This is a genomic window from Neobacillus sp. NPDC058068 (assembly GCF_042885335.1).
Lineage (GTDB): Bacteria > Bacillota > Bacilli > Bacillales > Cytobacillaceae > Neobacillus.
Window position 1 is genome coordinate 62,646 of sequence record NZ_JBHVSI010000002.1, and the last position, 25,444, is coordinate 88,089.

29 protein-coding genes are annotated in these 25,444 nt (G+C 39.8%); 5 read left to right on the forward strand and 24 right to left on the reverse strand.

Annotated elements, in window-relative coordinates; genetic code table 11:
- Positions 1–60: 60 nt before the first annotated feature.
- The 11 genes from ACFVSW_RS02500 to ACFVSW_RS02550 all read right to left on the reverse strand — a co-directional run bounded on the left by ACFVSW_RS02500 (position 61) and on the right by ACFVSW_RS02550 (position 12,572).
- A complete protein-coding gene (locus tag ACFVSW_RS02500) occupies positions 61–1,980 on the reverse strand; it encodes a stage V sporulation protein D (RefSeq protein ID WP_387311779.1) in 1,920 nt (639 codons plus the stop codon).
- Between the two features lie 135 nt (positions 1,981–2,115).
- On the reverse strand, positions 2,116–4,359 hold the full coding sequence (locus tag ACFVSW_RS02505; RefSeq protein ID WP_387311781.1) for a penicillin-binding protein: 2,244 nt from the start codon (positions 4,357–4,359) through the stop codon (positions 2,116–2,118).
- Complete coding sequence (ftsL, locus tag ACFVSW_RS02510; RefSeq protein WP_387311783.1) at positions 4,356–4,715, reverse strand: cell division protein FtsL; 360 nt, start codon at positions 4,713–4,715, stop codon at positions 4,356–4,358. The genes ACFVSW_RS02505 and ftsL overlap by 4 nt, the downstream gene beginning before the upstream one ends.
- A 19-nt stretch (positions 4,716–4,734) precedes the next feature.
- Complete coding sequence (gene rsmH, locus ACFVSW_RS02515; RefSeq protein WP_387311786.1) at positions 4,735–5,670, reverse strand: 16S rRNA (cytosine(1402)-N(4))-methyltransferase RsmH; 936 nt, start codon at positions 5,668–5,670, stop codon at positions 4,735–4,737.
- Positions 5,671–5,734: 64 nt separating this feature from the next.
- On the reverse strand, positions 5,735–6,166 hold the full coding sequence (gene mraZ, locus ACFVSW_RS02520; RefSeq protein ID WP_387311787.1) for a division/cell wall cluster transcriptional repressor MraZ: 432 nt from the start codon (positions 6,164–6,166) through the stop codon (positions 5,735–5,737).
- Between the two features lie 150 nt (positions 6,167–6,316).
- Positions 6,317–7,951, reverse strand: a complete 1,635-nt coding sequence (gene bshC / locus ACFVSW_RS02525) for a bacillithiol biosynthesis cysteine-adding enzyme BshC (RefSeq protein WP_387311789.1) — start codon at positions 7,949–7,951, stop codon at positions 6,317–6,319.
- A gap of 80 nt (positions 7,952–8,031) precedes the next feature.
- Positions 8,032–8,427: a DUF3397 domain-containing protein gene (locus tag ACFVSW_RS02530; RefSeq protein ID WP_387311791.1), complete on the reverse strand. Its 396-nt coding sequence runs from the start codon at positions 8,425–8,427 to the stop codon at positions 8,032–8,034.
- Positions 8,424–9,326, reverse strand: a complete 903-nt coding sequence (locus ACFVSW_RS02535) for a 2-dehydropantoate 2-reductase (protein WP_387311793.1) — start codon at positions 9,324–9,326, stop codon at positions 8,424–8,426. Before ACFVSW_RS02535 ends, ACFVSW_RS02530 begins: the two co-directional genes overlap by 4 nt.
- A 116-nt stretch (positions 9,327–9,442) precedes the next feature.
- Entirely contained in the window at positions 9,443–10,984 is a 1,542-nt protein-coding gene (locus ACFVSW_RS02540) for an acyl-CoA carboxylase subunit beta (protein WP_387311795.1), read from the reverse strand.
- A 23-nt stretch (positions 10,985–11,007) separates the two neighbouring features.
- Entirely contained in the window at positions 11,008–11,220 is a 213-nt protein-coding gene (locus tag ACFVSW_RS02545) for a biotin/lipoyl-containing protein (protein WP_387311797.1), read from the reverse strand.
- Positions 11,221–11,234: 14 nt separating this feature from the next.
- Positions 11,235–12,572 carry an acetyl-CoA carboxylase biotin carboxylase subunit gene (locus tag ACFVSW_RS02550; RefSeq protein WP_387311799.1) on the reverse strand — a complete coding sequence of 446 codons (1,338 nt, stop codon included), beginning with the start codon at positions 12,570–12,572 and terminating at the stop codon, positions 11,235–11,237.
- A gap of 233 nt (positions 12,573–12,805) precedes the next feature.
- On the opposite strand from ACFVSW_RS02550, the gene ACFVSW_RS02555 reads away from it, so the two are divergent.
- Positions 12,806–13,276 carry an N-acetyltransferase gene (locus tag ACFVSW_RS02555; RefSeq protein WP_387311800.1) on the forward strand — a complete coding sequence of 157 codons (471 nt, stop codon included), beginning with the start codon at positions 12,806–12,808 and terminating at the stop codon, positions 13,274–13,276.
- Between the two features lie 49 nt (positions 13,277–13,325).
- Here the strand turns inward: ACFVSW_RS02555 and ACFVSW_RS02560 are convergent, their stop codons facing one another.
- From ACFVSW_RS02560 to ACFVSW_RS02575, 4 genes are all read right to left on the reverse strand, one after another.
- Entirely contained in the window at positions 13,326–13,955 is a 630-nt protein-coding gene (locus ACFVSW_RS02560; protein WP_387311802.1) for an RsfA family transcriptional regulator, read from the reverse strand.
- An 87-nt stretch (positions 13,956–14,042) separates the two neighbouring features.
- The gene (locus tag ACFVSW_RS02565) at positions 14,043–14,801 is read right to left on the reverse strand and encodes an enoyl-CoA hydratase/isomerase family protein (protein ID WP_387311804.1); all 759 of its coding nucleotides are present in this window, start codon (positions 14,799–14,801) and stop codon (positions 14,043–14,045) included.
- 118 nt (positions 14,802–14,919) lie between these two features.
- The gene (gene rpmF / locus ACFVSW_RS02570) at positions 14,920–15,093 is read right to left on the reverse strand and encodes a 50S ribosomal protein L32 (RefSeq protein WP_024029176.1); all 174 of its coding nucleotides are present in this window, start codon (positions 15,091–15,093) and stop codon (positions 14,920–14,922) included.
- Between the two features lie 90 nt (positions 15,094–15,183).
- Positions 15,184–15,705: a YceD family protein gene (locus ACFVSW_RS02575; protein WP_387311807.1), complete on the reverse strand. Its 522-nt coding sequence runs from the start codon at positions 15,703–15,705 to the stop codon at positions 15,184–15,186.
- 237 nt (positions 15,706–15,942) lie between these two features.
- Between ACFVSW_RS02575 and ACFVSW_RS02580 the strand changes: the two genes are divergently transcribed.
- Entirely contained in the window at positions 15,943–17,157 is a 1,215-nt protein-coding gene (locus tag ACFVSW_RS02580) for a nucleotidyltransferase (protein ID WP_387311810.1), read from the forward strand.
- A 30-nt stretch (positions 17,158–17,187) separates the two neighbouring features.
- Here ACFVSW_RS02580 and ACFVSW_RS02585 read toward each other — a convergent pair whose 3' ends face one another.
- Together ACFVSW_RS02585 and ACFVSW_RS02590 are read right to left on the reverse strand one after the other, a co-directional pair.
- Positions 17,188–18,207 (reverse strand): SepM family pheromone-processing serine protease, encoded by a 1,020-nt coding sequence (locus tag ACFVSW_RS02585; RefSeq protein ID WP_387311813.1) that lies wholly within the window; start codon positions 18,205–18,207, stop codon positions 17,188–17,190.
- A 7-nt stretch (positions 18,208–18,214) separates the two neighbouring features.
- Positions 18,215–18,994 carry a patatin-like phospholipase family protein gene (locus ACFVSW_RS02590; protein WP_387311816.1) on the reverse strand — a complete coding sequence of 260 codons (780 nt, stop codon included), beginning with the start codon at positions 18,992–18,994 and terminating at the stop codon, positions 18,215–18,217.
- 247 nt (positions 18,995–19,241) lie between these two features.
- Here ACFVSW_RS02590 and ylbJ point away from each other — a divergent pair, with 247 nt between their 5' ends.
- Positions 19,242–20,456, forward strand: a complete 1,215-nt coding sequence (gene ylbJ / locus ACFVSW_RS02595) for a sporulation integral membrane protein YlbJ (RefSeq protein WP_387311819.1) — start codon at positions 19,242–19,244, stop codon at positions 20,454–20,456.
- Between the two features lie 218 nt (positions 20,457–20,674).
- Here ylbJ and coaD read toward each other — a convergent pair whose 3' ends face one another.
- From coaD to ACFVSW_RS02630, 7 genes are all read right to left on the reverse strand, one after another.
- The gene (coaD, locus tag ACFVSW_RS02600) at positions 20,675–21,160 is read right to left on the reverse strand and encodes a pantetheine-phosphate adenylyltransferase (protein ID WP_387311822.1); all 486 of its coding nucleotides are present in this window, start codon (positions 21,158–21,160) and stop codon (positions 20,675–20,677) included.
- Between the two features lie 12 nt (positions 21,161–21,172).
- The gene (gene rsmD, locus ACFVSW_RS02605; RefSeq protein ID WP_387311825.1) at positions 21,173–21,733 is read right to left on the reverse strand and encodes a 16S rRNA (guanine(966)-N(2))-methyltransferase RsmD; all 561 of its coding nucleotides are present in this window, start codon (positions 21,731–21,733) and stop codon (positions 21,173–21,175) included.
- 390 nt (positions 21,734–22,123) lie between these two features.
- Positions 22,124–22,399, reverse strand: a complete 276-nt coding sequence (locus tag ACFVSW_RS02610; protein ID WP_024029168.1) for a YlbG family protein — start codon at positions 22,397–22,399, stop codon at positions 22,124–22,126.
- Positions 22,400–22,501: 102 nt separating this feature from the next.
- Complete coding sequence (locus tag ACFVSW_RS02615) at positions 22,502–22,945, reverse strand: YlbF/YmcA family competence regulator (RefSeq protein WP_387311828.1); 444 nt, start codon at positions 22,943–22,945, stop codon at positions 22,502–22,504.
- A gap of 59 nt (positions 22,946–23,004) precedes the next feature.
- The gene (locus tag ACFVSW_RS02620; protein ID WP_387311831.1) at positions 23,005–23,451 is read right to left on the reverse strand and encodes a hypothetical protein; all 447 of its coding nucleotides are present in this window, start codon (positions 23,449–23,451) and stop codon (positions 23,005–23,007) included.
- Positions 23,452–23,749: 298 nt separating this feature from the next.
- Positions 23,750–23,989: a YlbE-like family protein gene (locus tag ACFVSW_RS02625; RefSeq protein ID WP_387311832.1), complete on the reverse strand. Its 240-nt coding sequence runs from the start codon at positions 23,987–23,989 to the stop codon at positions 23,750–23,752.
- A gap of 19 nt (positions 23,990–24,008) precedes the next feature.
- Positions 24,009–24,413 (reverse strand): YlbD family protein, encoded by a 405-nt coding sequence (locus tag ACFVSW_RS02630; RefSeq protein WP_387311834.1) that lies wholly within the window; start codon positions 24,411–24,413, stop codon positions 24,009–24,011.
- Between the two features lie 154 nt (positions 24,414–24,567).
- On the opposite strand from ACFVSW_RS02630, the gene ACFVSW_RS02635 reads away from it, so the two are divergent.
- Positions 24,568–25,050, forward strand: coding sequence for a PaaI family thioesterase (locus ACFVSW_RS02635; protein ID WP_387311837.1), 483 nt, complete (start codon positions 24,568–24,570; stop codon positions 25,048–25,050).
- Between the two features lie 20 nt (positions 25,051–25,070).
- The gene (locus tag ACFVSW_RS02640) at positions 25,071–25,430 is read left to right on the forward strand and encodes a hypothetical protein (RefSeq protein ID WP_387311838.1); all 360 of its coding nucleotides are present in this window, start codon (positions 25,071–25,073) and stop codon (positions 25,428–25,430) included.
- The last annotated feature ends 14 nt before the right edge of the window (positions 25,431–25,444 follow it).

Sequence of the window (25,444 nt, forward strand, 5' to 3'; positions counted from 1 at the left end):
TAAAATCGGCGGCGGAAACGATTCCAGCCGCCCTTTCGATAATATTTCATCCAATTCACGTTAATCGCCTTTACCGAAATAAAGCCAAATCTTAGAGCCTTCTTTTACTTTGGTACCTGCTTCAGGTGATTGCCTCACCACAATATCGCCTTCGCCGCTGGCATCAATTCTTAGATTAATAATTTGTTCTTGGAGCTCATCTTTGGATAACCCCTCGAAATCAGGCAGCTTTATTAATGGAGTATCCGGCCATTTTATTTTTTTTTCAATTTGCTCTTTGCGCGGTTCTACACCCATCGCAGTTAGACTATCTTTCATAATATTTCCAACGATTGGCGCGCTAATCGTACCCCCGAAGGCAGTAACTCCTTTTGGATTATCAACGGCCACATAGACAACAATTTGCGGATCATCAGCAGGGGCAAAACCAATAAAAGAAACGATGAAGTTATTTTCTAAATATCTTCCGCCCTGCGCTTTTTGTGCTGTTCCTGTTTTTCCACCCACCCGATAACCGTCAACAAACGCCCTTCCACCAGTCCCTTGGGCAACAACACTTTCAAGGGCATGTCTGATTTCTTTGGACGTTGCCTCTGAAATGACTCTTCTTTTTTCAACAGGGGAGTTTCGCATGACGACCTCTTTTGTCAGCGGGTCGATTAATTCTTTGGCAATAAACGGTTTGTATAATATTCCGCCATTAATGGCTGCAGCTACTGCCGTTACTTGCTGAATCGGCGTGACTGATACACCTTGTCCAAACGCTGTGGTTGCTTGTTCAACAGGACCAACCCGGTTCAAATTAAATAAAATCCCCGTTCCTTCCCCTTGCAAATCAATTCCTGTCTTTTGTCCAAATCCAAAATCCTTGATATATTTAAATAGCTTGTCTTTTCCTAAGCGCTCACCTAATTCGACGAACCCCGGGTTACATGAGTTTTGGACTACCTCCAAAAAGGTTTGATCGCCATGACCGCCCCTTTTCCAGCATTTTAACCTTGCTCCGGCTATCTGAACGGAACCAGAGTCATGGAAATGCTCCTTTTCTAGGTCCACTTTGCCTTCATTAAGTGCGGCCGCAAGAGTAATGATTTTGAAAGTTGACCCAGGCTCATAGGTTGACCAGACAGGCAGGTTTCGATTATAAACCTCTTGGGGAACATTTCGGAAATTTGCTGGATCAAATGTCGGCCTGCTTGACATCCCCAATATTTCACCGTTGTTTGGGTTCATAGCAATTGCGACAATTCCATCTGGATTATATTTTGCTGCGGCTATATCCAGTTCTCTTTCAATAACGGTCTGAATTTTGGAATCAATGGTCAGTTTTAACTTAAGCCCGTTGATTGGATGTTCATAGTCGTCAGCCATTTCATTCATTCTTTGTCCTTTAGCATTGGCATAAAATTTAACGGCCCCGCGTTCACCACTTAACTCTTTATCATAATACTGCTCGAGTCCCATTAACCCCTGGTTGTCGACACCTGCAAATCCAAGTACATGGGAAAGATAACTGCCCATCGGATAATGCCGCTTGGAATCTTCACCAATATAGACCCCTTCAAGACCAAGTGCTCTGATTTCTTTTGCTTTTTCATGAGAAATTTTTCTGCCTTCCTTTATCCGGACTGACGATGCTTTTTTCGTTATTTCTCGGTAGGCTTTATCTTTTGGCATATTTAACACAGCTGCCAGCTTCTCAGCAGTAGTTGCCGGGTCCTTAACCTGTCTTGGAATAACATAAACTGTTGGAGCACTAACATTTGTTGCCAATGCTACACCGTTACGGTCGACAATTTCGCCGCGCTCAGGTTCAAAAGGGATGTTCCTGCTCCAAGAATCCTTGGCCCGGTCCGTTAACATATCACCCAGGACAAATTGTACATAGCCAAGCCGGACATCAATAACCAAGAAGGTTAAAATACCAATGAATAGTGCAATCATTAGCCGTTTACGGACAGTAACATTAGATACACGCATATAATGAATAATCCTCCTTTTTCCAGCATTCAGAAAACATTATCGTTCATTTATATGCTTGTACTTTTTTAATTAGAACGGAGCCTCTGGGTCAAAAACACGCAAAGATCCCGCTTTATTAAGCGGGATCTACGGTTAATCTTGAACCTTATCTTCCGAGTTTTCCTCTGTCTTTCCTTTTTCATCTATGTTTGCTTTTTTTGCTTCCTCCCACTGTTCTTCAGGAGTTTTTAAATCCACAATCAGGATATCCCCGTCGCGCAACAATGCTTTTGGTTTTAGATTTTGCTGGACAACATAGCCTTTCCCCTTGGAATTGAGCTTAAGTCCGGCGAGATTAGCTATTTTCATCACATCACGGAGTGACCATCCTGTCATATCTGGTGCAATCAAATCACCATCGGTTTGAATGATGACCTTTTCACCCTCTAAAACAGCTGTTCCAGCCTCTGGGAGCTGCCCGGCTATTTTTGTTCCACTGCCAAGGACCACGGTGTCATAGCCGTCTGTATTAAGACTTTTGACCGCTTCCTCCACTGACTGTCCCTTTAGATTTGGTAATTTTTTAACGGCAGCCTTTATTACCGTGGATGGCTGGATATTTAAATAATGCAGGCTATTTTGCATAACAGGATTAAAAATCGCTGAAACCGGAATTGCTCCTTGACCCGTTTCTTCCCCTTTCAATTGCGGTTCTTGAACTGCTACATAAACAATTAACTTAGGGTTATCCTTCGGGGCCATACCTAAAAAGGAAAACATGTAACTATTCGGACCTTGTAAGTATCTTCCACCTGGTCCAGGAATATTAGCAGTTCCCGTTTTCCCTGCTACACTGTAACCATCAATTTGGTAACGGCCGCCTGTACCTTTAGGTGAAGTCACAACCGTTTCAAGAATATCCCGAACTTTGCTAGCTGTTGCAGCAGAAATCGGTGTCGAAACGACTTCAGGTGTTATTTCCTTAATTGTTTTGCCAGTATCATGATTAACAATTTTTTCGACTACATGCGGCTTTAACATTTTTCCATCATTTGCAATCGCTGTTGCCGCTTGGATCTGCTGAATCGCCGTAATGGCTGTTCCCTGTCCATAGGCAGTGGTGATTTTTTCAATTGGATACTTGTATTGAATTTTTCCTGATGTCTCTCCTGGAAGTTCAATCCCTGTCGGTTTATCAAAACCGAATTTGGATAAATACTCTCTGAATTTATCAAACCCTAACTTCTCTTTCGCAATTTTGGCAAATGCGACATTGGAAGAACGCTGTACACCTTCGAGATAGGTGATTGGTCCCCACCCTGAAACATTATGGTCATGAATCGGTTGGTCTTTTGGTGTCACCCGATAGGAACCGGATTGATAAGTTTCATTTGGATCAAACTTGTTTTCCTGGATGGCGGCTGCAAGGGTAAAGATTTTCATCGTCGACCCTGGTTCATACGAGGTTTCAATCGCTTCATTATGCCAGCTTTTATCAATACCTTCTTTTGTCTTCGGATGAAACGTCGGCCGCTGCCCCATTGCTAATATTTGTCCTGTTTTTGGATCCGCCACAATCGCAATTATTTTTTTCGGTTTATATTGCTTTACTGCTTGATCCATGGCATCTTCTAAAAAGGTTTGAATCTTCTTGTCGACGGTTAAATAAATATCGTTTCCATTTTTCGCAGGAGTAATCTTTTCTTGTCCATCAGGAAGTAAATAGCCCCACAAATCACTCTCATAATTGATTTTGCCATTTTTCCCTGTCAGTTCATCATCCATCTCTTTTTCGATTCCCATGCTTACTGTTTTATAGGTGCCATCATCCTGTTTAATACTTTCTTTATACCCCACTAAATGGGAAGCAAAAATTCCATTTGGATAGAAACGTTTTGAATCTCGGATAAACGTAATTCCAGGAAGCCCTAAGGCTTCAATTTTTTTCTTTGTTTGATGGCTGATATCTTTTCCCGCTTTTCCAAACTCAACCTGAAATCTGCCTTTTTTGATTCCTGCCGTTAAAACTCTATAAATCTCCGATTCATCCATTTCAATGATTTGTGAGAGTTGTTTCGCCGTCTTGCTTGGGTCTTTCACGTGTTTTGGTTTTTTTGAATTCGTCGTCATTTTCTTATCGAGAATGGCAACAAGGGTATAAGCGGTCGCATCCTCAGCGACAACCTCACCATTTCTGTCAAGGATGTCCCCCCTGGCAGCTTGAATCAAACCCTCCTTGCTGTATTTCTGCTGTGCTTTAGCAGTAAGCGGTTGGCCGCCCACTTCTCCGGTGATTTGAATCGAGTAGAATCTGTACAATAATACAAAAAAGAGCAGGCCGAATATTACAAACAATATCGCTGCTCCTGCATTCATATATGGCTGTTTCTTGTTCATTTCTCCTGCACGACCTTAACATTATCATTATTTAGCTCTAGACCCATTTTTTTTGCCTTATCGCGGATCCGTTCATAAGTGCTCATTTCGCGTACCTGAACCTGCAAATCACTGTTTACTTTCTGCTGTTCATTTACCTGTGCTTCGATCGTTTGTATTTCGGTGTTAATCTTGTAAATATTTGCTTGATTTGAAATGAGATGGACGGAACCAAAACAAACCAAACCGGCAAATGCAATACCGATAATTTTTTCTCCTGGAGTTAGCCAGGATTTTTTAATCTTTAATTGACTCTGTTTTTCGACTTTGTGTTCGACTTGCTGTTGTCGTTCTAAATTCCTGGCAAGATTACTCATTCTTTCCCCTCCGGATATTTTATCTGTTTTTTTCCGCAACTCGTAATTTAGCTGAGCGAGCACGATTATTTGCCTCTAATTCTTCTTCCGATGGAACGATTGGTTTTCGTGATATTAGCTTTAAAACGGGTTTATATTCATCAGGAATGATTGGTAAACCCTTTAGTAAATTAGGGGTTTCGCTCGCTTTCTTAAAGGCAGCCTTACAAATTCGATCCTCTAACGAGTGAAACGTGATTACACTTATGCGACCTTCTGGGTTTAGCAATTCTATCGCTTGATTTAATGATTGTTCAAACACAGCTAATTCATCATTGACTGCAATTCTGACCGCTTGAAAAATTCGTTTGGCGGGATGTCCGCCCTTTCTCCTCGCAGGCGCAGGGATTGCATCTTTAATAATTTCAACTAATTCAGCTGTTGTTTGAATCGGCTTTTTCTCTCGGGCTGATTCTATTTTTCGGGCAATTTGCTTGGAGAATTTCTCCTCGCCATAGCGATAAAAGATTCGGACTAAATCCTCATATGACCAATGATTAATGACATCATAAGCCGAAACCTCTGCTTCATTGTCCATTCTCATATCGAGCGGGGCATCATGATGGTAGCTAAATCCTCGTTCCGGGGTATCCAATTGCGGTGAGGACACTCCTAAGTCATAAAGGACACCATCCACTTTTTCAATCCCGCGATTCGCAAGTTCTTCTTGTAAATATAAGAAATTATTTTTAATAATGATTAACCGATCTCCGTATTCGGATAATCTCTCTTTAGCATGGGCTATAGCTGTTTCGTCCTGGTCAAATGCAAACAATTTTCCGTCCGTACCAAGCTTTGAAAGGATGAGAGCACTATGTCCGGCTCCTCCCAACGTACAATCAACGTAAATACCATCCGACTTAATATTTAATCCGTCAACAGCTTCCTTTAATAACACAGTTGTATGTTCAAACATTTAAGTACCTTCCTTTTCCAATCGAACGATCATAATGAGAAAATATATTAATATAACTTTCCCATTATATATCAAAGCCAATCATATTTTCTGCAATTTCTGCAAAAGATTCTTCAGACTGTGAAAAATAGTCTTCCCAAATCTGTTTACTCCAAATTTCAATTCGATTGGACACACCCAAAATGACACATTCTTTATCCAACTTTGCATATTGCAATAGTGGTGCGGGGATATTAATTCTTCCTTGCTTATCAAGTTCACTCTCTGTTGCTCCTGAAAAGAAGAATCTGGTAAAAGCTCGGGCATCTTTTTTTGTCAGCGGTAGGCCTTTTAACTTTTCTTCGATAAGCCCCCACTCTGAAACTGGGTAACCAAATAAACATTGATCCAATCCGCGCGTAATAATAAACATCTCGCCAAGCTCTTCACGGAATTTGGAGGGCACGATAAGTCTGCCTTTATTATCAATGCTGTGATGGTATTCACCCATGAACATACCCATTACCCCCACTTTCTATTAAAAATGTACCACATTCCCCCACTTTCCACCACCTATTTTTAAACTATTCGCCCCAAATTGTTTAAAATCCTTTTTCCACAGGGGATTTTTCCAAAAAAAAACTCCACTTTTTTTAGTGGAGTTTTTCTAAATAGCAATTACCTTGTGGCTTCCATCAAATTCAAAAGAAAGTGCCATTATGTCGTTAATAAAGTTAAGGCCATATTGATTTAAATAGGAAAAGATATTCCAAACCCTTTCTTGAGGAAAACCATCTGGTCTTAATGCGAGATCGACCCGGGCATATTTCATTAATTGGGTATCATGTTTCAGTTTAACGGCGCCTTCAAGCTTAGCTTCCATGAAACTGATTTCCTTCAGCAGATAATTTTCGTTTTTCTTTAACATCGGCAACAGCGCTTGGTTCAGTTCCTCTGTTTTGGCTTCAATCAGCTGATACTGCTTTATTAACTGATCTTTTGTCCTTGAAAATAATTCTTCTAATTCTTTGTCTTTAATTGTTTCTAGAAATTTTGCTCTTTCTCTTTCCGTCCCCCTGATTAATACATCCGCTAAATTCAAATGTAACTCCGAAATATCTGTTTCAACAGAACGGTCTAGGAAGGTAATATTTAAACGCGGAACTATTGGCGGCATACATATCTTAAAATGTTCAAAAACAAGTTTCAGCTCCGCCCAATATGAAATCTCACCAGGACCGGCAATAAAAGCGATGGTTGGAAATAGCCATTCTTGCATGAGCGGCCTCGTCACCACATTATTGCTTAAATTTGCAGGATTTTGAGCGACCAGTCCCAGTAATTCATCCTTCGAAAAGGAAATAGCACCACTTTTACCCACAAAACAATCAATTTTGCGATCATATTCAAGTAAAATCCGCTCATTTCTTTTTTCGTCATAGTAGAACAGATTTGCTGCTTGTTCACTTGCATCAATTGTAATGGGAAATCCCTTTTTCGCTATTTGCTTTTGCTGTTCTAATAACGAGTAGGTGATCGAATCATGGTGAGCAATTTGTGCAGTTAAGAATTCCTTTTGTAGCTGGCGGAATTCCCTGTTTCCAGAATCAACGATTAAAAGCCCATAATCCTTAAACAATTCCATGATAATATGCGCAAAAAAATCGACGAAGGTTGACGATTTTACAAGCTCTGCTTCGGCAAATGCTAATAAATCGTTTGTATGTTCCGTCTCTCCAAAGTTTTCAATTAAGTTTTTCACCCATGAATAACAGAGATCTTTATTTAAATGAATATCCGATACCATTTTCTTTTGGGTAACTCTTTCTGGATAAATCCATTTGTCTGTCTTTTGCTCAATTGGCACAAACAGATGATTTACTTCTTGGAAATCATGATCTTCTCCTGCTATCCAAAAAACAGGAATAACAGGAATCCCAAGCTGTCTTTCTTTTTGTTTTGCTAATTTAATTATCGAAATGACTTTATGTATCGAGTAAAGCGGTCCAGTTAGGATTCCAGCTTGCTGTCCTCCTATCACAACGACGCTATTATTTTGTTTTAATTTTTCAATAGACCTCTCAACAGCTTCTGAAGATGGAAAACGCTTCATAAAAGCCTCAATATGGGCTGCAACCTCCATGCGCGGAAATGGTCTGCCAGTTAATTCAGCTATTCTTTTCATATCTTCGTTTCGATCATTAAAGCGATAATGAAAAAAAGGCTGGATATCAGCAGATTGTTCCAAATAACTCGAAGCAAACCGATTAGTTGCTGGTAAAGAGAGATTAAAAATCTCCATTCATGTACTTCCTTTCTGATCATCCAAATTCATTCTTTTACGAGTATACCACTAGCCGCCATTTTTAAAAAAATTTATGCTTAAGATACAAAGGTAAAGGTTAAGGCACGATATATTAAACCATAAAGGGTTAAGGTAATGTAGGCAAGAAAAAAAATAATAAAATTAAAACGCCAAAAACCCTTGGCAACTTTTATTAAAATTATTTCCTGCTTCACCTTCCAATGAACTACAACAAACACCATCGCAATTAATATCATAAATAATATTATTAACCATGATAACGATTTTCCCGATATCGTGATAATTAAAAAGTGAACAGCAATGATATATAAAATGGTTGTATAGTCTAACGCTTTATGGATAGATTTTCGTTTGTTTTTGGTCGTTAACTTTATCAGTAAATATACCAAAATAGAACCGATAAACGGCAGAGTAAAAACCACAGTTAATATAGAGGAGAAAATGGCAGTCACGAAAGCCGCCCCCTCTCTGCTTCTTTTCCTTTAATCAAATAATAAAGGGTTTCTAGTTGAGGAGCTCTCTTTTCCTGTCTGGCAGCTTCTTCTAATAAAAATCCCAAAATAGCGTCTATTTCCGTCAGTCTGTTTGCTTCTATATCTTTTAACATCGAAGACCGATTTTCAGCTGTATTTTTACAAATAGTAATAATTTGCTGAAGATGCTCCTCCTGTTTTTCCAAATTCAAAATGAAAGAGATTTCTTTAAAAAGATTTTTTAATACGTTGAAATAAAAGGGATTGTTTACCAATTCCCCATTTTCCACTTCTAGGATAGCAGTCAAGGGATTAATGACTGCATTGACAATTAATTTATTTTCAAGCATCTCGTAGTAGTCTTCTTGGAATGCAATCGGAAATTCCTCTGAAAGACGTGTAGAAAATTGCTGCAACAATAAGCCATCTCCATTGAAAACAGCAACGTTAGTTTTCCCTTCACCGTTATGGTTTACTCGATACGAATTATCTTTTAATGCTCCATGTTCGACTGACCCGACAAAGATATTCTTTCCCTGAATATTAGTAAGAAGCTTTAAATGACCCATCCCATTCTGTAGAAATAAAAGATTTTCAGGCATGATGGATAAATGATTTATTTTTTCAATTATCGATTGAAGCTGATATTGTTTAACCGCAATAATCGTTAAAACTTCTGTTCCCTTCCACTCTGTAATTGGTAAGGCGCTAACGATCGATATCGTTTGTTCTGATCCTTTTTGCAGTATGATTCCACATTTATTTATCTCAGCGGCCTGCTCCACTGTTCTTGTGTAAATCGTTACCTCGAATACTCTGCTAATATATGCAGCAAATAATAATCCAATTGAACCGGCGCCAATTATTCCAATCTTCACCTTAATCCCTCATTTAGTCGTCTTTCCACCTATTTTATCAGATAATAGCGATTTCTTGTAAACGAGATTAATGAAAAAATCCCATATCGTCAATAAAACGATAAGGGATTTTTGGACTATACCGGATAAACTGGATGTTTGCGAACACTAAAGGTTAATTCTTTCGTTTCATAGTAAGCAAAGCGCTGAATAAGCACATCTCTCAATTCAGATGGTGCAACAATTTCATCAACAATAAGGTCAGATGCTAACTTATAAATATCGATATGTTCTTTATACTCTTTTTGCTTCGCTTGAACAAAGGCGATTCTTTCTTTCGGATCTTCAATTTCATTTATCTTATTTGAATAGACTGCATTAACAGCCGCTTCTGGCCCCATAACGGCAATTTGTGCCGTTGGCAGCGCGATACAGCAATCAGGTTCAAACGCCGGACCTGCCATCGCATATAGACCCGCCCCATAAGCCTTTCTAACAACTACTGATATTTTCGGTACGGTTGCCGAGCTCATGGCCGCGATTAATTTTGCCCCATGACGAATAATTCCGGCACGCTCTACCTTTGTTCCGATCATAAAGCCAGGTACATCCGCAAGGAATAATAATGGAATGTGAAACGCGTCGCAGAGCTGAATGAATTTTGCTGCCTTATCAGCAGAATCAACGAATAAAACGCCGCCTTTGACTTTTGGCTGATTGGCAATAATCCCAATAGCACGTCCATTGATTCTAGCCAGCCCGGTAATTAATTCCGGTGCAAACAATCTTTTCACTTCATAAAAACTAGCACCGTCAACCAGCCTATCAATACATTCATACATATCAAATGGAGCGTTTTGGTTTTCTGGAATGATTGCTTCTAGTTCGCGGCCTTCTTTCGCTTTCACGCCAGCCGTTATTTTTGTTCTTTCTTTAAAGCTGGCGGGAAAAAAGCGGATATACTGTTTCGCTGACTCAATCGCTTCTTCCTCGCTGAAGGCAAGCACATCACCGCAACCGCTTACAGAACAGTGCATCCTGGCCCCGCCCATTTCCTCTAACGTAACTTTTTCACCGATTACCTTTTCAGCCATCCGCGGTGAGCCAAGGTACATCGAGGCATTTTGGTCAACCATGATGACGATATCGCAAAACGCTGGAATGTATGCACCTCCAGCTGCGGAAGGGCCAAATAAAATACAAACCTGCGGAATCATCCCGGAAAGCTTTACTTGGTTATGAAATATTTTCCCGGCACCCCGGCGGTTTGGGAACATCTCTAATTGGTCAGTGATTCTTGCTCCGGCTGAATCGACTAAATAGAATAAGGGAACCTGCAATTTTTCTGCTGTTTCCTGAATACGGATAATCTTTTCAACTGTCCGAGCTCCCCAAGACCCCGCCTTGATTGTCGAATCATTCGCCATGACACAGACTGTCTGGCCATTAATTTTACCAATGGTGGTTACGACACCATCCGCCGGCAGGTCACCCGCAGTAAAATTGGCAAACTTACCGTCCTCTTCGTATTTACCTTCATCAAACAATAAGGCAAGCCGGTCACGAACAAAGAGTTTTTTTTGTTCCTTGGCTTTCACATGATATTTTGGATGACCGCCAGCCTCAATTTTTTTCCTAGTTTCATTTAATTGCTCGGTTAATATGTTTGTTGCTGCCATTAATGCTCCCCCTCGATAAAATGCTATTCTAGGACAATTAGAACGTCACCTTCATTGACGAAATCACCGATCGTAACCTTCACTTCTAGTACAACGCCTTCTGTCGTGCTTTCAATCGGAATTTCCATTTTCATTGATTCAAGCATTAACACTTCTTGACCGACACTCACTTGATTACCGTTTGCTGTGAAAATATTCAAAACTGTTCCTGCCATAGATGCTGTGATTTCTTTCATGTCTCTCTCTCCTCTTATTTCACTAATTTTTTTGTTAAAAAGCTTGTCGTATACAATCCGTTTTGGAAGTCGTCATTGGCTAGAATCTTTAAAAAAAGTGGTGCATTTGTTTTTATTCCTTCAATTTGTACACCCTTAAAGAAACTTTCTGCAGCTGCCAATGCTTCTTTCCGTGTTTGACCATGAACGATACATTTGGCAATCATCGGGTCATAAAACGGGGTAACCGTTCCCCCCTCCTCATATCCCGAATCAATCCTTACTTTGCCGCTTTGATTCCAGTTAAGCGTAGTGATTTTCCCTGGTGATGGTAAAAAACGGACAGGGTCTTCGGCATAAAGACGAAACTCAACCGCATTTCCCGACGAGACAATCTCTGATTGCAGCAAAGGTAATTTCTCATTTCCAGCCACAAGAATTTGCCATTTGACTAAATCAAGATTCGTAATCATTTCCGTTACGGGATGCTCCACCTGTAGTCGTGTATTCATTTCTAAAAAATAAAAATTTTCTTCCTCATCGACAATGAATTCAATCGTACCTGCATTTGTATAATTAACGGCACGCGCTGCCCTTACAGCCGTTTCGAACATTTTTTGTCTTACAGTTTCCGAAAGAAATGGCGATGGTGATTCTTCGACAACTTTTTGATGTCTTCTTTGAATCGAACAATCCCGCTCAAACAGGTGAACGATATTTCCATGATTGTCTCCGAATACCTGAACTTCAACATGTCTAGCATCTGCAATATATTTCTCAATAAAAACTTCATCTGATCCGAAATAGGTCTTTGCTCTCGACTTTGTCGATTCATAAGACTTAACGAGCGCTTGCTCATTTTCACAAAGCACCATTCCAATGCCGCCGCCGCCGCCGCTTGCCTTCAGCATGACAGGATATCCGATTGAATCTGCAAGACTCGAAGCTTCTTCAATCGTCTTTAACCCAGAGCCGCTTCCAGGCACTACTGGTACTCCCGCCTGCTCCATTGTCTGGCGCGAAACGATTTTATCACCCATTAATTCGATGGTTTTAGGATTTGGTCCGATAAATATAATTCCATCCGCAATCGTTTGTTTTGCGAATGCGGCATTTTCAGATAAAAAGCCATATCCTGGATGGATGGCATCCGCATTTTCGCTTCTTGCGATTTCTAAAATTTTTTCTGCCTGCAAATAGGATTTATTGACAGGCGGCTCCCCGACACAAACCGCCTTAGAAGCCGCTTTCACAAACGGCATTTCCTTATCAGCTTCGGAATAAATCGCAATTGTTTCAATTCCCATCTCCTGACAAGTTTTAATAATCCGCAGCGCAATTTCTCCTCGATTGGCAATTAAAATTTTTTGCACATTTTTTCCCCTTTCATACCCTTTTGACCCACCATTTATATGTTTCTACATCATTCCCCGAATTTCCTGCAAATTTTGAAAACGCTGTCAGAGTTTATAGGAAGAATTTTTTTTGTTTTTGTTATATAATGATATTAATTCGTTTAGAATAATGCAAAAATTTTGCACATCATGTAATTCAAAATCAATTGCATATAGACAAAAATATGGGCTTTTATTTTAGGAGGATGGCTATGGGAGTAAAAGTGGAAAGACTAAAAGTAAATTTCAAAACACTGGAAGAGTTTAAAAAATTTAAAGAATATGGGATTCAAGAGCTATCTATGCTTGAAGATCTTGAAGCAAATATGGTGGATAATGATAGTGAATCACCGTTTTACGGAGTTTATTTCGGGGACAAACTAGTAGCACGCATGAGTTTATATCAAATTAACGCTAAATTTGACCGCTATTTCTATCCGCCGCAAAACTATTTAGAATTATGGAAGCTTGAAGTGTTACCAGATTATCAAGGTAAGGGGTATGGCAAACAGCTTGTTGAGTTTGCGAAAAGCTTTGGCCTGCCAATTAAAACAAACCCAAGAGTGAAGTCAAGCGACTTTTGGGAAAAGATGGATTTCGCTAATGTAGAATATGACATGGAGCGTGACCGTGGAGAAAATCCTCTTGTCTGGTATCCAGAAGGTGTCGAAGCACAGCATTAATAATATAGGAACAAAGAAAAAAGCGGACAAAGGAAGTATCCGCTTTTTTCTATTTTTCCACTCTTTCAAGATTACCGTTTTTGTCCATTTGGAATTTTACCTTTTGCTGTCTGTCCTCATCTTGGAGGACAACCATCTTCCGCGCTCGCTCCATAATTTCGATTAAAGAGCGGTAATCCTCTTCGATTGCCTTTAAATTTTTCGCCAGTCTTTCATTTTCCGCTGCCAAATAATAAGCTTTCTTCTCCAACTCTTTGATTTTTTCCGAAGATTTCTTCCTATCCTCTTCAAAGCTAGATGAGTTTTCGGCTCGCTTTTGAAGTTCTTCTAAAAAATAAAGAACTGCGGGGAAAGTAATGGTACTGCCCTGCTCACATCCAGGCGGCGATGAAATTGTTTCCACTTGATCCTCTTCGTGAAAAGGCTCCGCTTCCACTGGGATTGCTTGCTTTTTCATCTCTTTACGCTGCTTTTTTGCAAGCTCAATTCCTGATTTATATTGCTTTCTAACATATGAGTTCCAACGGAATCCACAGGCCGCCGAGGTTCTTGATAGCCGTTTGCCTACTTCCTCAAAAGCTTGAAGCTGTGTACCGCCTTCGCGGATATAGCGGAGCACCACTTCAGCAAGCAGCAAATCTTCGTCCTGGGACCATGCATCTTGTCGGGTTGGTGACATCAGTTCATCCCTCCTAGTGTTTTTATAATACATATGCATCTACTAGAAAAGATAGACTCAAACAAGAGTTGTCTTTTTAATCTTTATTCACCGTTTTTTCATTATAAAACTTTTAACATAATCATGATGGGCATCACTTTCCCATAGCAATGCACAATTTCTTACCTCTTCCTCTATTCTTTCACGCAGCTTCGTTTCTTCCCACTTTCTAATCCATATTCTTTTATAGGACTCCAGTACCCTTAAATCCTTGGCTAAGATTTTTTCAAGATATGCTTCACATGCCATTAGCGCATCTTTTTCGAAGAGAGCATCAATAAATCCGCATGCTTTTAATTCTTCTGCTGTTTGCAGTTCGGCATCCATTAGCATTTTCATTGCGTTTGCTGCCGGGAGCTTTTCTGCAAGAATTGACCCGCCGCCCCAGCCAGTGGTTATCGCCTGCTTCCCTTGGACAAAGCCCGCTTTAATTCCATTTCGTGCAAGACGAAAATCACAGGCTGCAGCAAGTTCACAACCGCCCCCAACTGAGGACCCATTCATGAGCGCTATCGTCGGTATCGGTAACGTAAGGAGCGAATAAAGAATGGCTGCCATTTTTGAAAGCATAGGGTAGGCCTCCTCCTTTGTGTGAAGGAGATGAAAAACGGATAAATCTCCTCCCGAACAAAAGGCTTTGTCTCCTTCTCCAGTAATAATCAGCACCTTACTATCAGCTTCAGAAGCTTCTTTTATCGCCTCTTCTAAACCGTTCATCACTTCATAATTAATAGCATTTCTTTTATCACTTCGTCTAATTGTAAATAACACATAACCCTTCTCCCGTTTTTCTATGGTATATGACAATTTCACTCATCCTTTCACACGGAAATAATGTCAAAGTTTAGATGCCAATAATATGTACGGAAACGACAAAAGCACAAGGGCTATTATGAGCTCCTTGTGCTTTCTATCCTAACAGAAATTAGTCGTTTACAACGTCTTTTCCTTTGTATGTTCCGCAAGCTTTACATACGCGGTGAGCAAGTTTCATTTCACCACAGTTTGGGCAGCTTACCATACCAGGTACGTTTAATTTAAAATGAGTACGACGTTTTCTCTTTGCAGTTTTAGAAGTTCTTCTAAAAGGTACAGCCATTCTTCCCACCTCCTTAAAGAGTATTAAGAAAGGAATGAAGGCCAGGGTTACTGGTTCTTCACTTTGCTTCTTAGTTTTTGCCGATTAGATTTACGAAGAAGAATTGTTTTCGTCAAAAAACTTAGCAAGGCCTGCTAGTCTCGGATCAACCTTTTTCACTTGATCTTCTTCATGAACAACTTCCCAATCCTTCCCGGATTGCGGTGCAGCCCCTTCAGAATCGACGTCTTCGCAAAACACTTGCATCGGAACCTCAAGTAAAAGAATTTCGCGGATGATTGGCATTACATCAATCACGTCCCCTTTTACTTGATGCGCTTCCTCTTCAGTTTCATAAACTGAACCTTGTAAGAGGAACGTTTCAGTTGTTTCGACATTAATTGGAAGTTTAACATCCACTAAAGTACGAGAACAAGGAAGAATTAAATGACCTTCGATTTTTAAATGGAATGTCACTTTCGTTGAATCAATATCTCCACGACCCGTAATGTGAATCGGAGAGACTTCCCGAATGGATGGATCGATTTCGATAATCTCATCTACCCGAATCGTTTCATCAATCAAAAAATCCTTGTTTCGATATTTTTGTAATTGACTTAATGTCCATTTCAATTGAATCACCCCAAGGCAACAAAAGTAATTATAGCCTTCGTTAAAATTTTTGTCAATGTTTTTTCTTTACACCTCGTCAGGTGATTTTTTAAAAAGCAAATTTGAACAAACGTTATCCTTTACTAGTTTATCCAGAACCACTTTTTGCAAACATCTACAACATCTTATCATAAAAATTGATTGGTTTCTTTAAAATTTTGCTATAATGATAATAATTTTTACATAAGGAGATAAAGAATGAGAGCTGTTGGCTTAATTGTCGAATATAACCCCTTTCATAACGGACACGCCTACCATTTGGAGGCTTCGAAGGAGGCAGCAAAGGCAGATGTTGTGATTGCAGTCATGAGTGGGAATTTTTTGCAGCGCGGGGAACCTGCACTTGTTTCCAAATGGTATCGCACGAGGATGGCGCTATTAAATGGTGTAGATATTGTTTTTGAACTTCCCTACCGCTTCGCGGTACAAAAGGCAGAAACCTTTGCCAATGGGGCCGTCTCGATTCTAGATGCAGCTGGCTGCGATTCATTATGCTTTGGAAGCGAAAGCGGAGATCTTTCCGCCTTTTATCAAACAATTGATTTTTTAGAAGAACAGCACACACGATTTGATCATCATATTAAACGATTTATGGATACAGGTGTCAGTTACCCTAAAGCCGTATCTCTTTCATTTCGGCAATTACCAGATTCGGAACGATATTTGGATTTAGCAAAACCAAATAATATCCTGGGCTTTCAATACATAAAGGCAATCAACCAGCAAAAAAGCCCAATTAGACCACTGACGGTCGCTCGCAAAAACGCTGACTATCACGATGAAGATTTTTCTTCGGAAACGATAGCAAGCGCAACGAGTATTCGAAAAGCCATTTTTTCAAACGAAGATGGTAAATCGGAAATTGACCAATATGTACCAGAGCCAACCAAACAATTGTTACAACAATATTTACACGACTATCATGTGTTTCACCAATGGGAAAATTATTGGAGCCTCCTTCAATTCCGGCTCATTCATAGCAGTCCTGATGAACTGAGAGAAATTTACGAAGTGGAGGAAGGACTTGAGCACAGATTACTAGCCGCAGCTCTAGTTTCCAATAACTTTCAAGAATTTATGCAAAAAATAAAAACGAAACGTTATACATGGACAAGGCTTCAAAGATTATGCGTTCATATTTTGACAAATACAAAAAAGGCAGAAATGGCTGGAAAGATCGAAAAAGCCTCCTATTTAAGACTATTAGGAATGACAACAATAGGAAAAGCATACTTGAATATGAGAAAAAAGGATTTCAGCCTTCCCCTCGTTTCTAAACTATCGTCCTTTAAGGAAAAAGAAATTATATTTGATGTAAAAGCAGCACGTGTTTATTCTCTAGGAATCCCTAATCAATTTAAAAGTGATTTGATCAGGCAGGAATACAAGCAGCCGCCAATATTTATCGAGTAAAAAAGATGATGCGACAGGCACCATCTTTTTTTACTTCTCTTGGAGCTTTTCTAAATATTGAACTGCTTCATCGAAAGTATCTATTGGAACAATCTTCATTTTTGTCTTAATTTCACGAGCGGTCTTTACGGCAGCCCGGTAGTTAGAATTCTTAGCCCCTTTTTCATTCGGAGCTAAAAAGAACTCCGCTCCTGCCTTGTCAGCTGCGACTATTTTTTGTTCAATCCCGCCAATCGGGCCTACAGTGCCGTCAACATCAATCGTGCCTGTTCCGGCAATTTGATAGCCCTTTGTCAAATCATCTTTCGTTAATTGGTTATAAATTTCCAATGAAAACATCAGCCCCGCAGACGGTCCGCCTATTGTATCTGTCTTAACTGTAACCTTTGGATCGACAACAATGTCCTTATCATCTACTAATGAAATTCCAATGCCAACCCTTTTAGGGTCCTCTTTAAACTGCTGAAGACTCAAGGTAACATTTTTTGTTGCCTTATTTCGAGAAAAAGTTAATTCAATCTTATCCCCGGCTTGTTTTTTGCCAACATAGTTAATGAATTCTTCTGAGGACGGAAATTGATGCCCATCCACTTTGAAAATCCGATCCCCTGCTTGAAGCTTCCCTGATGCCGGCATATCGGAAATCACCTGCATGACATAAATCCCTTTATAATTATAGTGTATAGGCATTCCAGCTTTCCGGTATGCTACTTCTATCGCATTCAGCTTCGAAGCGGCCATTAGATGAAGCTGTCTTACATTGTACTCTTCCTCCGTTTCTTCTTTATTTAACACCATATCCAATGGATAAAGTTCTTCATATTTCCGCATCTTTGCTTCTAAATAGGAGTAAATATTAGCCCTTCCCATTCTTACTGTTGTAAGCATAAAGTTTCCTTCATCCTTATAGCCATTTTCCACCGTTATAATCGGACCAAGCTCTTTCGCCATTCCGGGTTTTGATACATAATAGGGCAATGAATAATTCATCCCGCCTATTAAGATGATGGCAAGTAAAACGAAGGATCCTAAATATATTTTTTTGCGCATTGCTAGTTTACCCCTTCCACTGTTCAATGACGGTTTCTATTTGCGTAAGATATTTTTTAGTTTCTTCCTGACCAAGGTTGATAATTTCCTCAATATTTGTGAAGGCCCGCGAGCTATACATATCGACAGGAGGGCGGACCATCACGTCGGCTGTGGTCTCCCTGCTGTTGACTATTTCCGCTTGCATAATGTCAATACTCTGCATAATGACATCATATATCGAGGTAATTTCAGCGTTACGTTTTACCATTGAAACATCTACGGCAATCACAATATCTGCACCCATTTCTTTCGCAACAGAGATAGGAACACGGTCAGCAACACCGCCGTCCACCAAGAGCCTCCCATTATATTTTTCCGGCACAAATATCCCGGGGATAGAGATGCTTGCTCTTACTGCTTCAGCGACAGGCCCCTTTTTGAAAACAACCTTTTCTCCTGTTAATAAATCGGTTGCGACAATGCCAATTGGGATTGATAAGTCCTCAATATTTTTTCCATGAGTAAAAACCTTGATAAATTCCTTCACTTTCTTTCCTGAGATAAAGCCCATTTTTGGAACGGTAAAATCCAAAAAGTATTTCCTTTTAAAGGCCGTTGAAAATTTATATAACCGGTCCAAGTCGATGCCTGCCCCGTAAAAACTGGCAACAAGTGCCCCCATGCTGCTGCCGGCTATTAGATGAATCGGAATTCCCGCATCTTTTAAGGCGATAATGACTCCTAAATGAGCAAACCCTCGTGCACCGCCCGAACCAAGTGCTAAACCTATTCTAGGGTGCTCCATATTCGCTACCTCCAATTTATTCATCCATGGATTCTCTGCTATCTCATTCAATCTTATGGTCTAAAATAACCTTCTATGAGTATATTTGTGTTATATGGGACAAGAACAAAACGCGCAAGCGCCCAGATGCTGCAGCTAGACATCGTTTTTTCCAAAGTTCATAAAAGAATATTTCCTATTTTATCATTCAACTATTTGATTTGCACAGTTTGAACTAGTCTATCGCCTTAGAAGGAGGTCCCCTTCATTGGATCGGTCAAAATTAAAAACTATTTTTTTATCCATATCCGTCACTATTTTGGCAGTTTCACTTATTTCTTTCCCGCAAGAGTCATTAAAAGCCTCTATCCGCGGTCTCGATATGTGGTGGGAAATCGTTTTCCCTTCACTGTTACCTTTTTTTATTATTTCTGAAATGTTAATTGGCTTCGGGGTTGTTAGGTTCATTGGCGTTTTGCTGGAACCCTTCATGAGGCCGCTTTTTAAGGTGCCTGGTGTTGGCGGTTTTGTATGGGCAATGGGGATGGCTTCAGGTTTCCCAGCAGGTGCCAAATTTACAGCGAGATTACGCGAGGAGGGCCAATTAACACAAATTGAGGCGGAAAGGCTCGTTTCTTTCACAAATTCTTCGAATCCGTTATTTATCTTCGGAGCTGTTTCAGTAGGATTCTTCCATAATCCCCGTTTAGGTCTTCTCCTCGGATTAGCCCATTATCTAGGGAATATATGTGTTGGCATCATCATGCGATTTTATGGGAATGAATCACCTGACGAAACGAGGGAAAGAAGAAAAAAATTTAAAATTAGAACCGCCATTTCCGCACTGCATCAAACTAGATTAAAAGACAATCGGCCAATCGGGAAACTTCTGGGTGATGCTGTCAATTCATCCATTCAAACCTTGTTAATGGTCGGTGGATTTATTATTCTTTTCTCGGTAGTGAACAAACTTCTTTATCATTTACATATAACAGCTGCTCTTGGAAAAACTGTTGAAATGGGTCTCTCCTTTTTATCGTTTCCAGAAATGTTAAGCATCCCATTTATTTCGGGATTATTTGAAATTACCTTAGGGAGCGACCTGACAAGTCGTGTAGAAGCTGCGACACTTCTGCAACAGGCAATGATTACAAGTTTCATCTTGGCCTTCAGCGGTTTTAGTGTCCAAGCCCAGGTTGCCAGCATCCTTGCACAAACAGATATCAGGTTTAAGCCCTTTTTTATCGCGAGAATCATGCATGGTATTTTTGCCAGCTTGTTTGCTCTCATCCTTTGGAAACCAATATACTTGCGCTTTAGCAGCAATGAGCAGCCCTCCAATGCCATTCCAGTTGGTTTTTTTGGGGAAGGATCATGGGCGAATTATTTCTACCACAAAATGTTAGAGATGGGTCCGCTTATTACCATTCTTTCCTTGTTAGTCTATGTGTTAATTTTGTTTACACGATTAAAAAAGAGCTAAGCAATTAGATTGCTAGCTCTTTTATTTATTTGGCTGTGTTAAAAGTGAATGTTGATTTCCGTTCCAGGCGCGAGCGGTTCGCGGGGCGGGTGGTGAGCCTCCTCGGCGCTAAAGCGCCTGCGGGGTCTCACCTGTCCCGCTGCTCCCGCAGGAGTCTCGCGCCTTCCACTCCAATCAACATTGTGCTCACAATCAACAATGTTCTTTAACACAGCCATTTATTTAAGCAAAAATTTTTTCTGCAATTCCTTTTCAACAATCGGCGGGACGAGTGTCGATATGTCCCCATTGTACTTGGCAACCTCTTTCACAATACTGGAACTTAAAAAGGAATACTGGTTATTAGTCATGATGAAAAAGGTTTCAATGTCCTCATTAAGCACCCTGTTCATCGAAGTAATTTGCATTTCGTACTCAAAGTCTGAAACTGCCCGTAAGCCGCGAATAATGGCATTGGCCTTGACACTTTTTGCATATTCGACTAGCAGGCCTGAAAATTCATCCACGATTACATTTGGAATATCCTTAGTCACCTCTTTAATTAAACTAATTCTTTCCTCAACCGTAAACAGCGGATTTTTTGCTGAATTATTCAGAACAACCACATATACCTTATCGAAAACCTTGGCCCCTCTGCGAATAATATCTACATGGCCATAGGTTATTGGATCAAAACTCCCTGGACAAACAGCAATGCTTGACAAAATGTCTCCCCCTTACTCTCCATTGTTTCGCATATAAATCGTCACAGCAATTACTCCATACCTTTCGTCTTTCATTTGCGTAAACCGACCGGCCATTTGCGGTAATTCGACGTCAAAACTATGCTCGCAGACAATAATTCCGTTAGGTTTTACTAAATCATGGTTATCGATTTTCTCCATCAAACTGACCAGCTGTTGTAATTTATAGGGCGGGTCCAAAAATATGTAATCAAAGCTCATTTCCCGTTTAATAAGCGCCTTCAATGCTCTGTCTGCGTCGTTACGATAGACCTCTGTTTGTTCTTCAAATCTACAGACCTGAATATTTTCATGAATCACTTGAATCGCTTTTGCATCACGATCGACAAAAATAACCTTTTCCATTCCACGGCTTAATGCCTCCAGACCTAATCCCCCGCTGCCGGCAAATAGATCTAAGCCTATTCCCCCGTCAAAATAAGGTCCAATCATATTAAATAATGCTTCCTTAACTTTATCCGTAGTTGGCCTGGTTGAATTTCCAGGTACCGCCTTAAGGGGTCTTCCTTTACAAACTCCTGATACCACTCTCACAAAAATATCACCACATTTTTTTATTAAATCCAATTTCTTTATCCATCCTATCATAATTTACAAAAAGTACACAAATCAGTTGTAAAAAATCGATAAGAATGATGCATTATCAATAATCCGACAAATAATTACAAGTAGGCGGGAAAATTTATGAAAAGTACGTATAAGCTTTTTGGTTGTGGAAATAATGTTATTAACAACATCAATTCGAGGATGTTGTTGCCAACCGCGGAGAAGACTTACGTTTCCCCATAAGTTCTTCCTCCGGTTTCTCCTCTCCCTTTGCCTTCTATCCTTTATGAGGATATAGAAGGACCCTGCAGATATTTCTGCAGGGTTTTTTTTTATCTTCCACAACAGGAAAAAGGTGAGGCAAAGCGGCCCCACCTTTTAAATACCCATTTTATAATCATATTCTTTCGCTTTATCTGGTGCTGAATTCTCATACTCCATTCTTAAGAATGGTTTATAGGAGGGTTCTACATTTTTAACAAATGAAAAGGAATTTAACTTTTCCATAATTCCCTCTAGATCTTCTTGATTACAATATAAAACCACGTATTTCAGCTTTTTTGACACGTAATGGACATTTCCGAAGCGCCTTAGCATTTTAGCTTGTTTTAATGAATAAAGCCAAACAACTAATCCTTGCCTTTGAACAAACATACTTTTTTCCCCTTCAGCATAACCATCATTTTACATAAGTTTAGCATATTAAAACAAACTTTATCAATTCAAAATTTTTTGCTACTCCGCTTCTTTTCTTCTTCACCCGCACCCGCAGCTGCCGCCGCCGCCGCAGCCGCTACCGTGACTGGACTTCGAATCGAAAAACGGGTTGCCAGTTGGTACTTTTATATGGCTTGAGACTGCTCCGCCAACCAACATACTGATTTCATCCAAAAGGCCTTGCAAATCATTTTCAGCTAACTTAAACTCTGCAACAAGGGGATCTAAATCCATTTCCCGTTTATATTCACGAATTTGCATCATGACCCGTTTATAATCAGGGTGGTATTTGCCAAAGCGCTGAACCTCTTCATAAAGTTCCTTTAGGTTGACAAATTGGTTTATCTTCCGCTGTGTTTCCTTGTTATTTCGCATTTTATATAAACAAATTTGGTATTGTTCTGCTATATCGGATTCTAGGACCATCCTAGCTAAGTTTTCAGCATTTTCCAATAGTTCAATTCTCTCTATCGTAGCAAGCATGTACGCCCACCTCCAAAGTCATTTTATCATTAATACTTGGAGAAAGCGAAAATTACCTTTTATTTAGGGATATTTACCATAAATTCCTTTGTTAATCCGTATGGTTCATTATTTAATTTAACCACTTCTATCTTTAATTTGTGACTTCCTGGTGATAGTCCTTTAATAATAAAGGCTGCTGCGGAGGCTTCAGATGCTCTTTTTCCATCAATCCAAACAACCATTTTGCCAACCTTATCCTTAGAACGATCTGTTTCACGGAAGCTAATTCCGGTAACGATGCACTCGATCATTACCTGACTTCCCCTTGTTTCATGATTCACGATTAAAGAAGGTATTTCATTAGTATTTTGATTATAAACAGGCAAAGTCTCGAACTGCTTCCTATTTGTCAGTTCCATTATCACGATTTTGGGTTTCGTTTCAGGCTTTGGCAAATCCTTTTGACATCCCATCGTGATACCCATTAACAGTATTATTAGAGCTTTAGGAATTACCCCATTCAATCCAATCACTCCTTCTTTCCTGTATTGTTCGCCTCCTTTTTATTTTTTAGTCTTTTTACAAAAAATAAGGCTCTGTTAAATTTGGATGTTGATTTCCGTTCCAGGCGCTTCGCTTTCCGCGGGGCGGGCGGTGAGCCTCCTCGGCGCTAAAGCGCCTGCGGGGTCTCACCTGTCCCGCTGCTCCCGCAGGAGTCTCGCGCCTTCCACTCCAATCAACATTGTATTCAAAATCAACAATGTTCTTTTACACAGCCAAAAATAAAAAAAGGCCACATTTTATTGTAAATGTGGTCCTTTGTTAATTTTGAGTTTTCATTACCTGAAACATCTGATACATCATATTCGCCATTTGGACGCCGCTTGAGAATTTCTCGACCTGATCAGGAATTGTTTTTTTATAATAATGTAAGGATGCAACTTCTAGAGACTGTATATCATATGGATTTCTAGACAGCTTCCGATACCAATGAGGCTGTTCCCTTAGAAATTGCTTAAGGTCCTTCTGTCGCCCTATATACTCTAGTACTTCCCTTCGCATCGTTTAAGCTTCCCCTCCATTAATCTTTTCTAAATACAAAGGGATTCTTTGGCCCTTCTGGCGGCTTTACGGCACCCGCTGTTGGATTCCCCCCTTGAAATTGTGCGATAACACCCTGAATAGCACCTAACGCCTGACTTAAGTTAGTAATATGATTTTGCATTTGATTTGGATCCATTTTCTTGACCATTCCCATGATATTGGACATCCAATCACCCTTGGTCTCGGTGTTGGTTTCAGGTTCTGATTCAGTTTCTGTTCCAATTGATTCCCAGCGCTTATCTTCCTCGCCTAATAGGTACCAATCTTCATATAATTCTTGCCAGGTTGCCTTTCCATTCCGAACCTCTTTGATAACTTTCGGATTATTCTTTACGAATTCTTTAAATTTTAGCACGGAAGGGTGCAATTTTTTTTGCGTCATATTTCTCACCTCTGCCCATATTCATCGCCAATAATACAATATGTAGGAAATGAAGAAAGGTGAAAACTCAATTGATGTGAAAATATTTATAATTATCTAATTGAATGTTAAGATAACAAAAGCAAAAGAAAAAGAAATGAAAGAGGTAAAGGAAATGAAAGACGAATTACGTCAATTATTAGAATCATGTATCGAAAATGGGTCAGAGACAGATTTAGATGTCCTCTCGAGCCTTTTAGAAGCAGTCGAAAAAAAAATAAATCGCAAGCGGACCACTTTTATTGATGGAATCCTCCAGATGGAAAGAACGATCGACAAAGAATCCTGTGAAATAACAATTCCAATTAATCCGATTATTAATAATAACCTAAATATTGTTCATGGCGGCATTACTGCGACGGTTCTGGATACTGCGATGGGAAGCTTAGTTAATTTCCTGCTTCCAGAGGGCTTTGGGGCTGTAACGAATCAGCTAAATATCCATTACATCGCACCGGGAATTGGCGAATCACTCCGCTGTAGAGCTGAAATCATTCATAAAGGCAGTAAAACATTTGTTATATCCGGGGAAGCTTTTCGTAGTGATGGGAAAAAAATCGCCTATGCAACAGGGACTTTTTTTATCATAAAAAAATAAATTGAGGGGTTTGATCAATAATGGTTACCGCCATTGTTATCCCAATCATTTGTTTATACTTTTTTTGGCTGACTAGAAAAGAAATAAAGGAACAGGATGAGAAATGGCTTGCTGTAAGTAATGTGAGGGAAGAATCGGTTTTAACTGGGGAAATTAAAAGTATTGTTGAAGAGAAGCAACGCTTTTATTACCATCGTTTCATATATGTACAAACACTTAACCTCCAAACAGACACAAAAATAGTCACCGCCAAAAAGAAAACACCCATTTTAAAAGATATTAAAATTGAATCGTTTACTGTCGGGGAAGTAATTCTTGTTTATGGGTGCTGGGTAGGAAATAAATTTTTTTTTAGTCATTATGAGATTGAAAAAAGGTGACAGGATTGTCACCT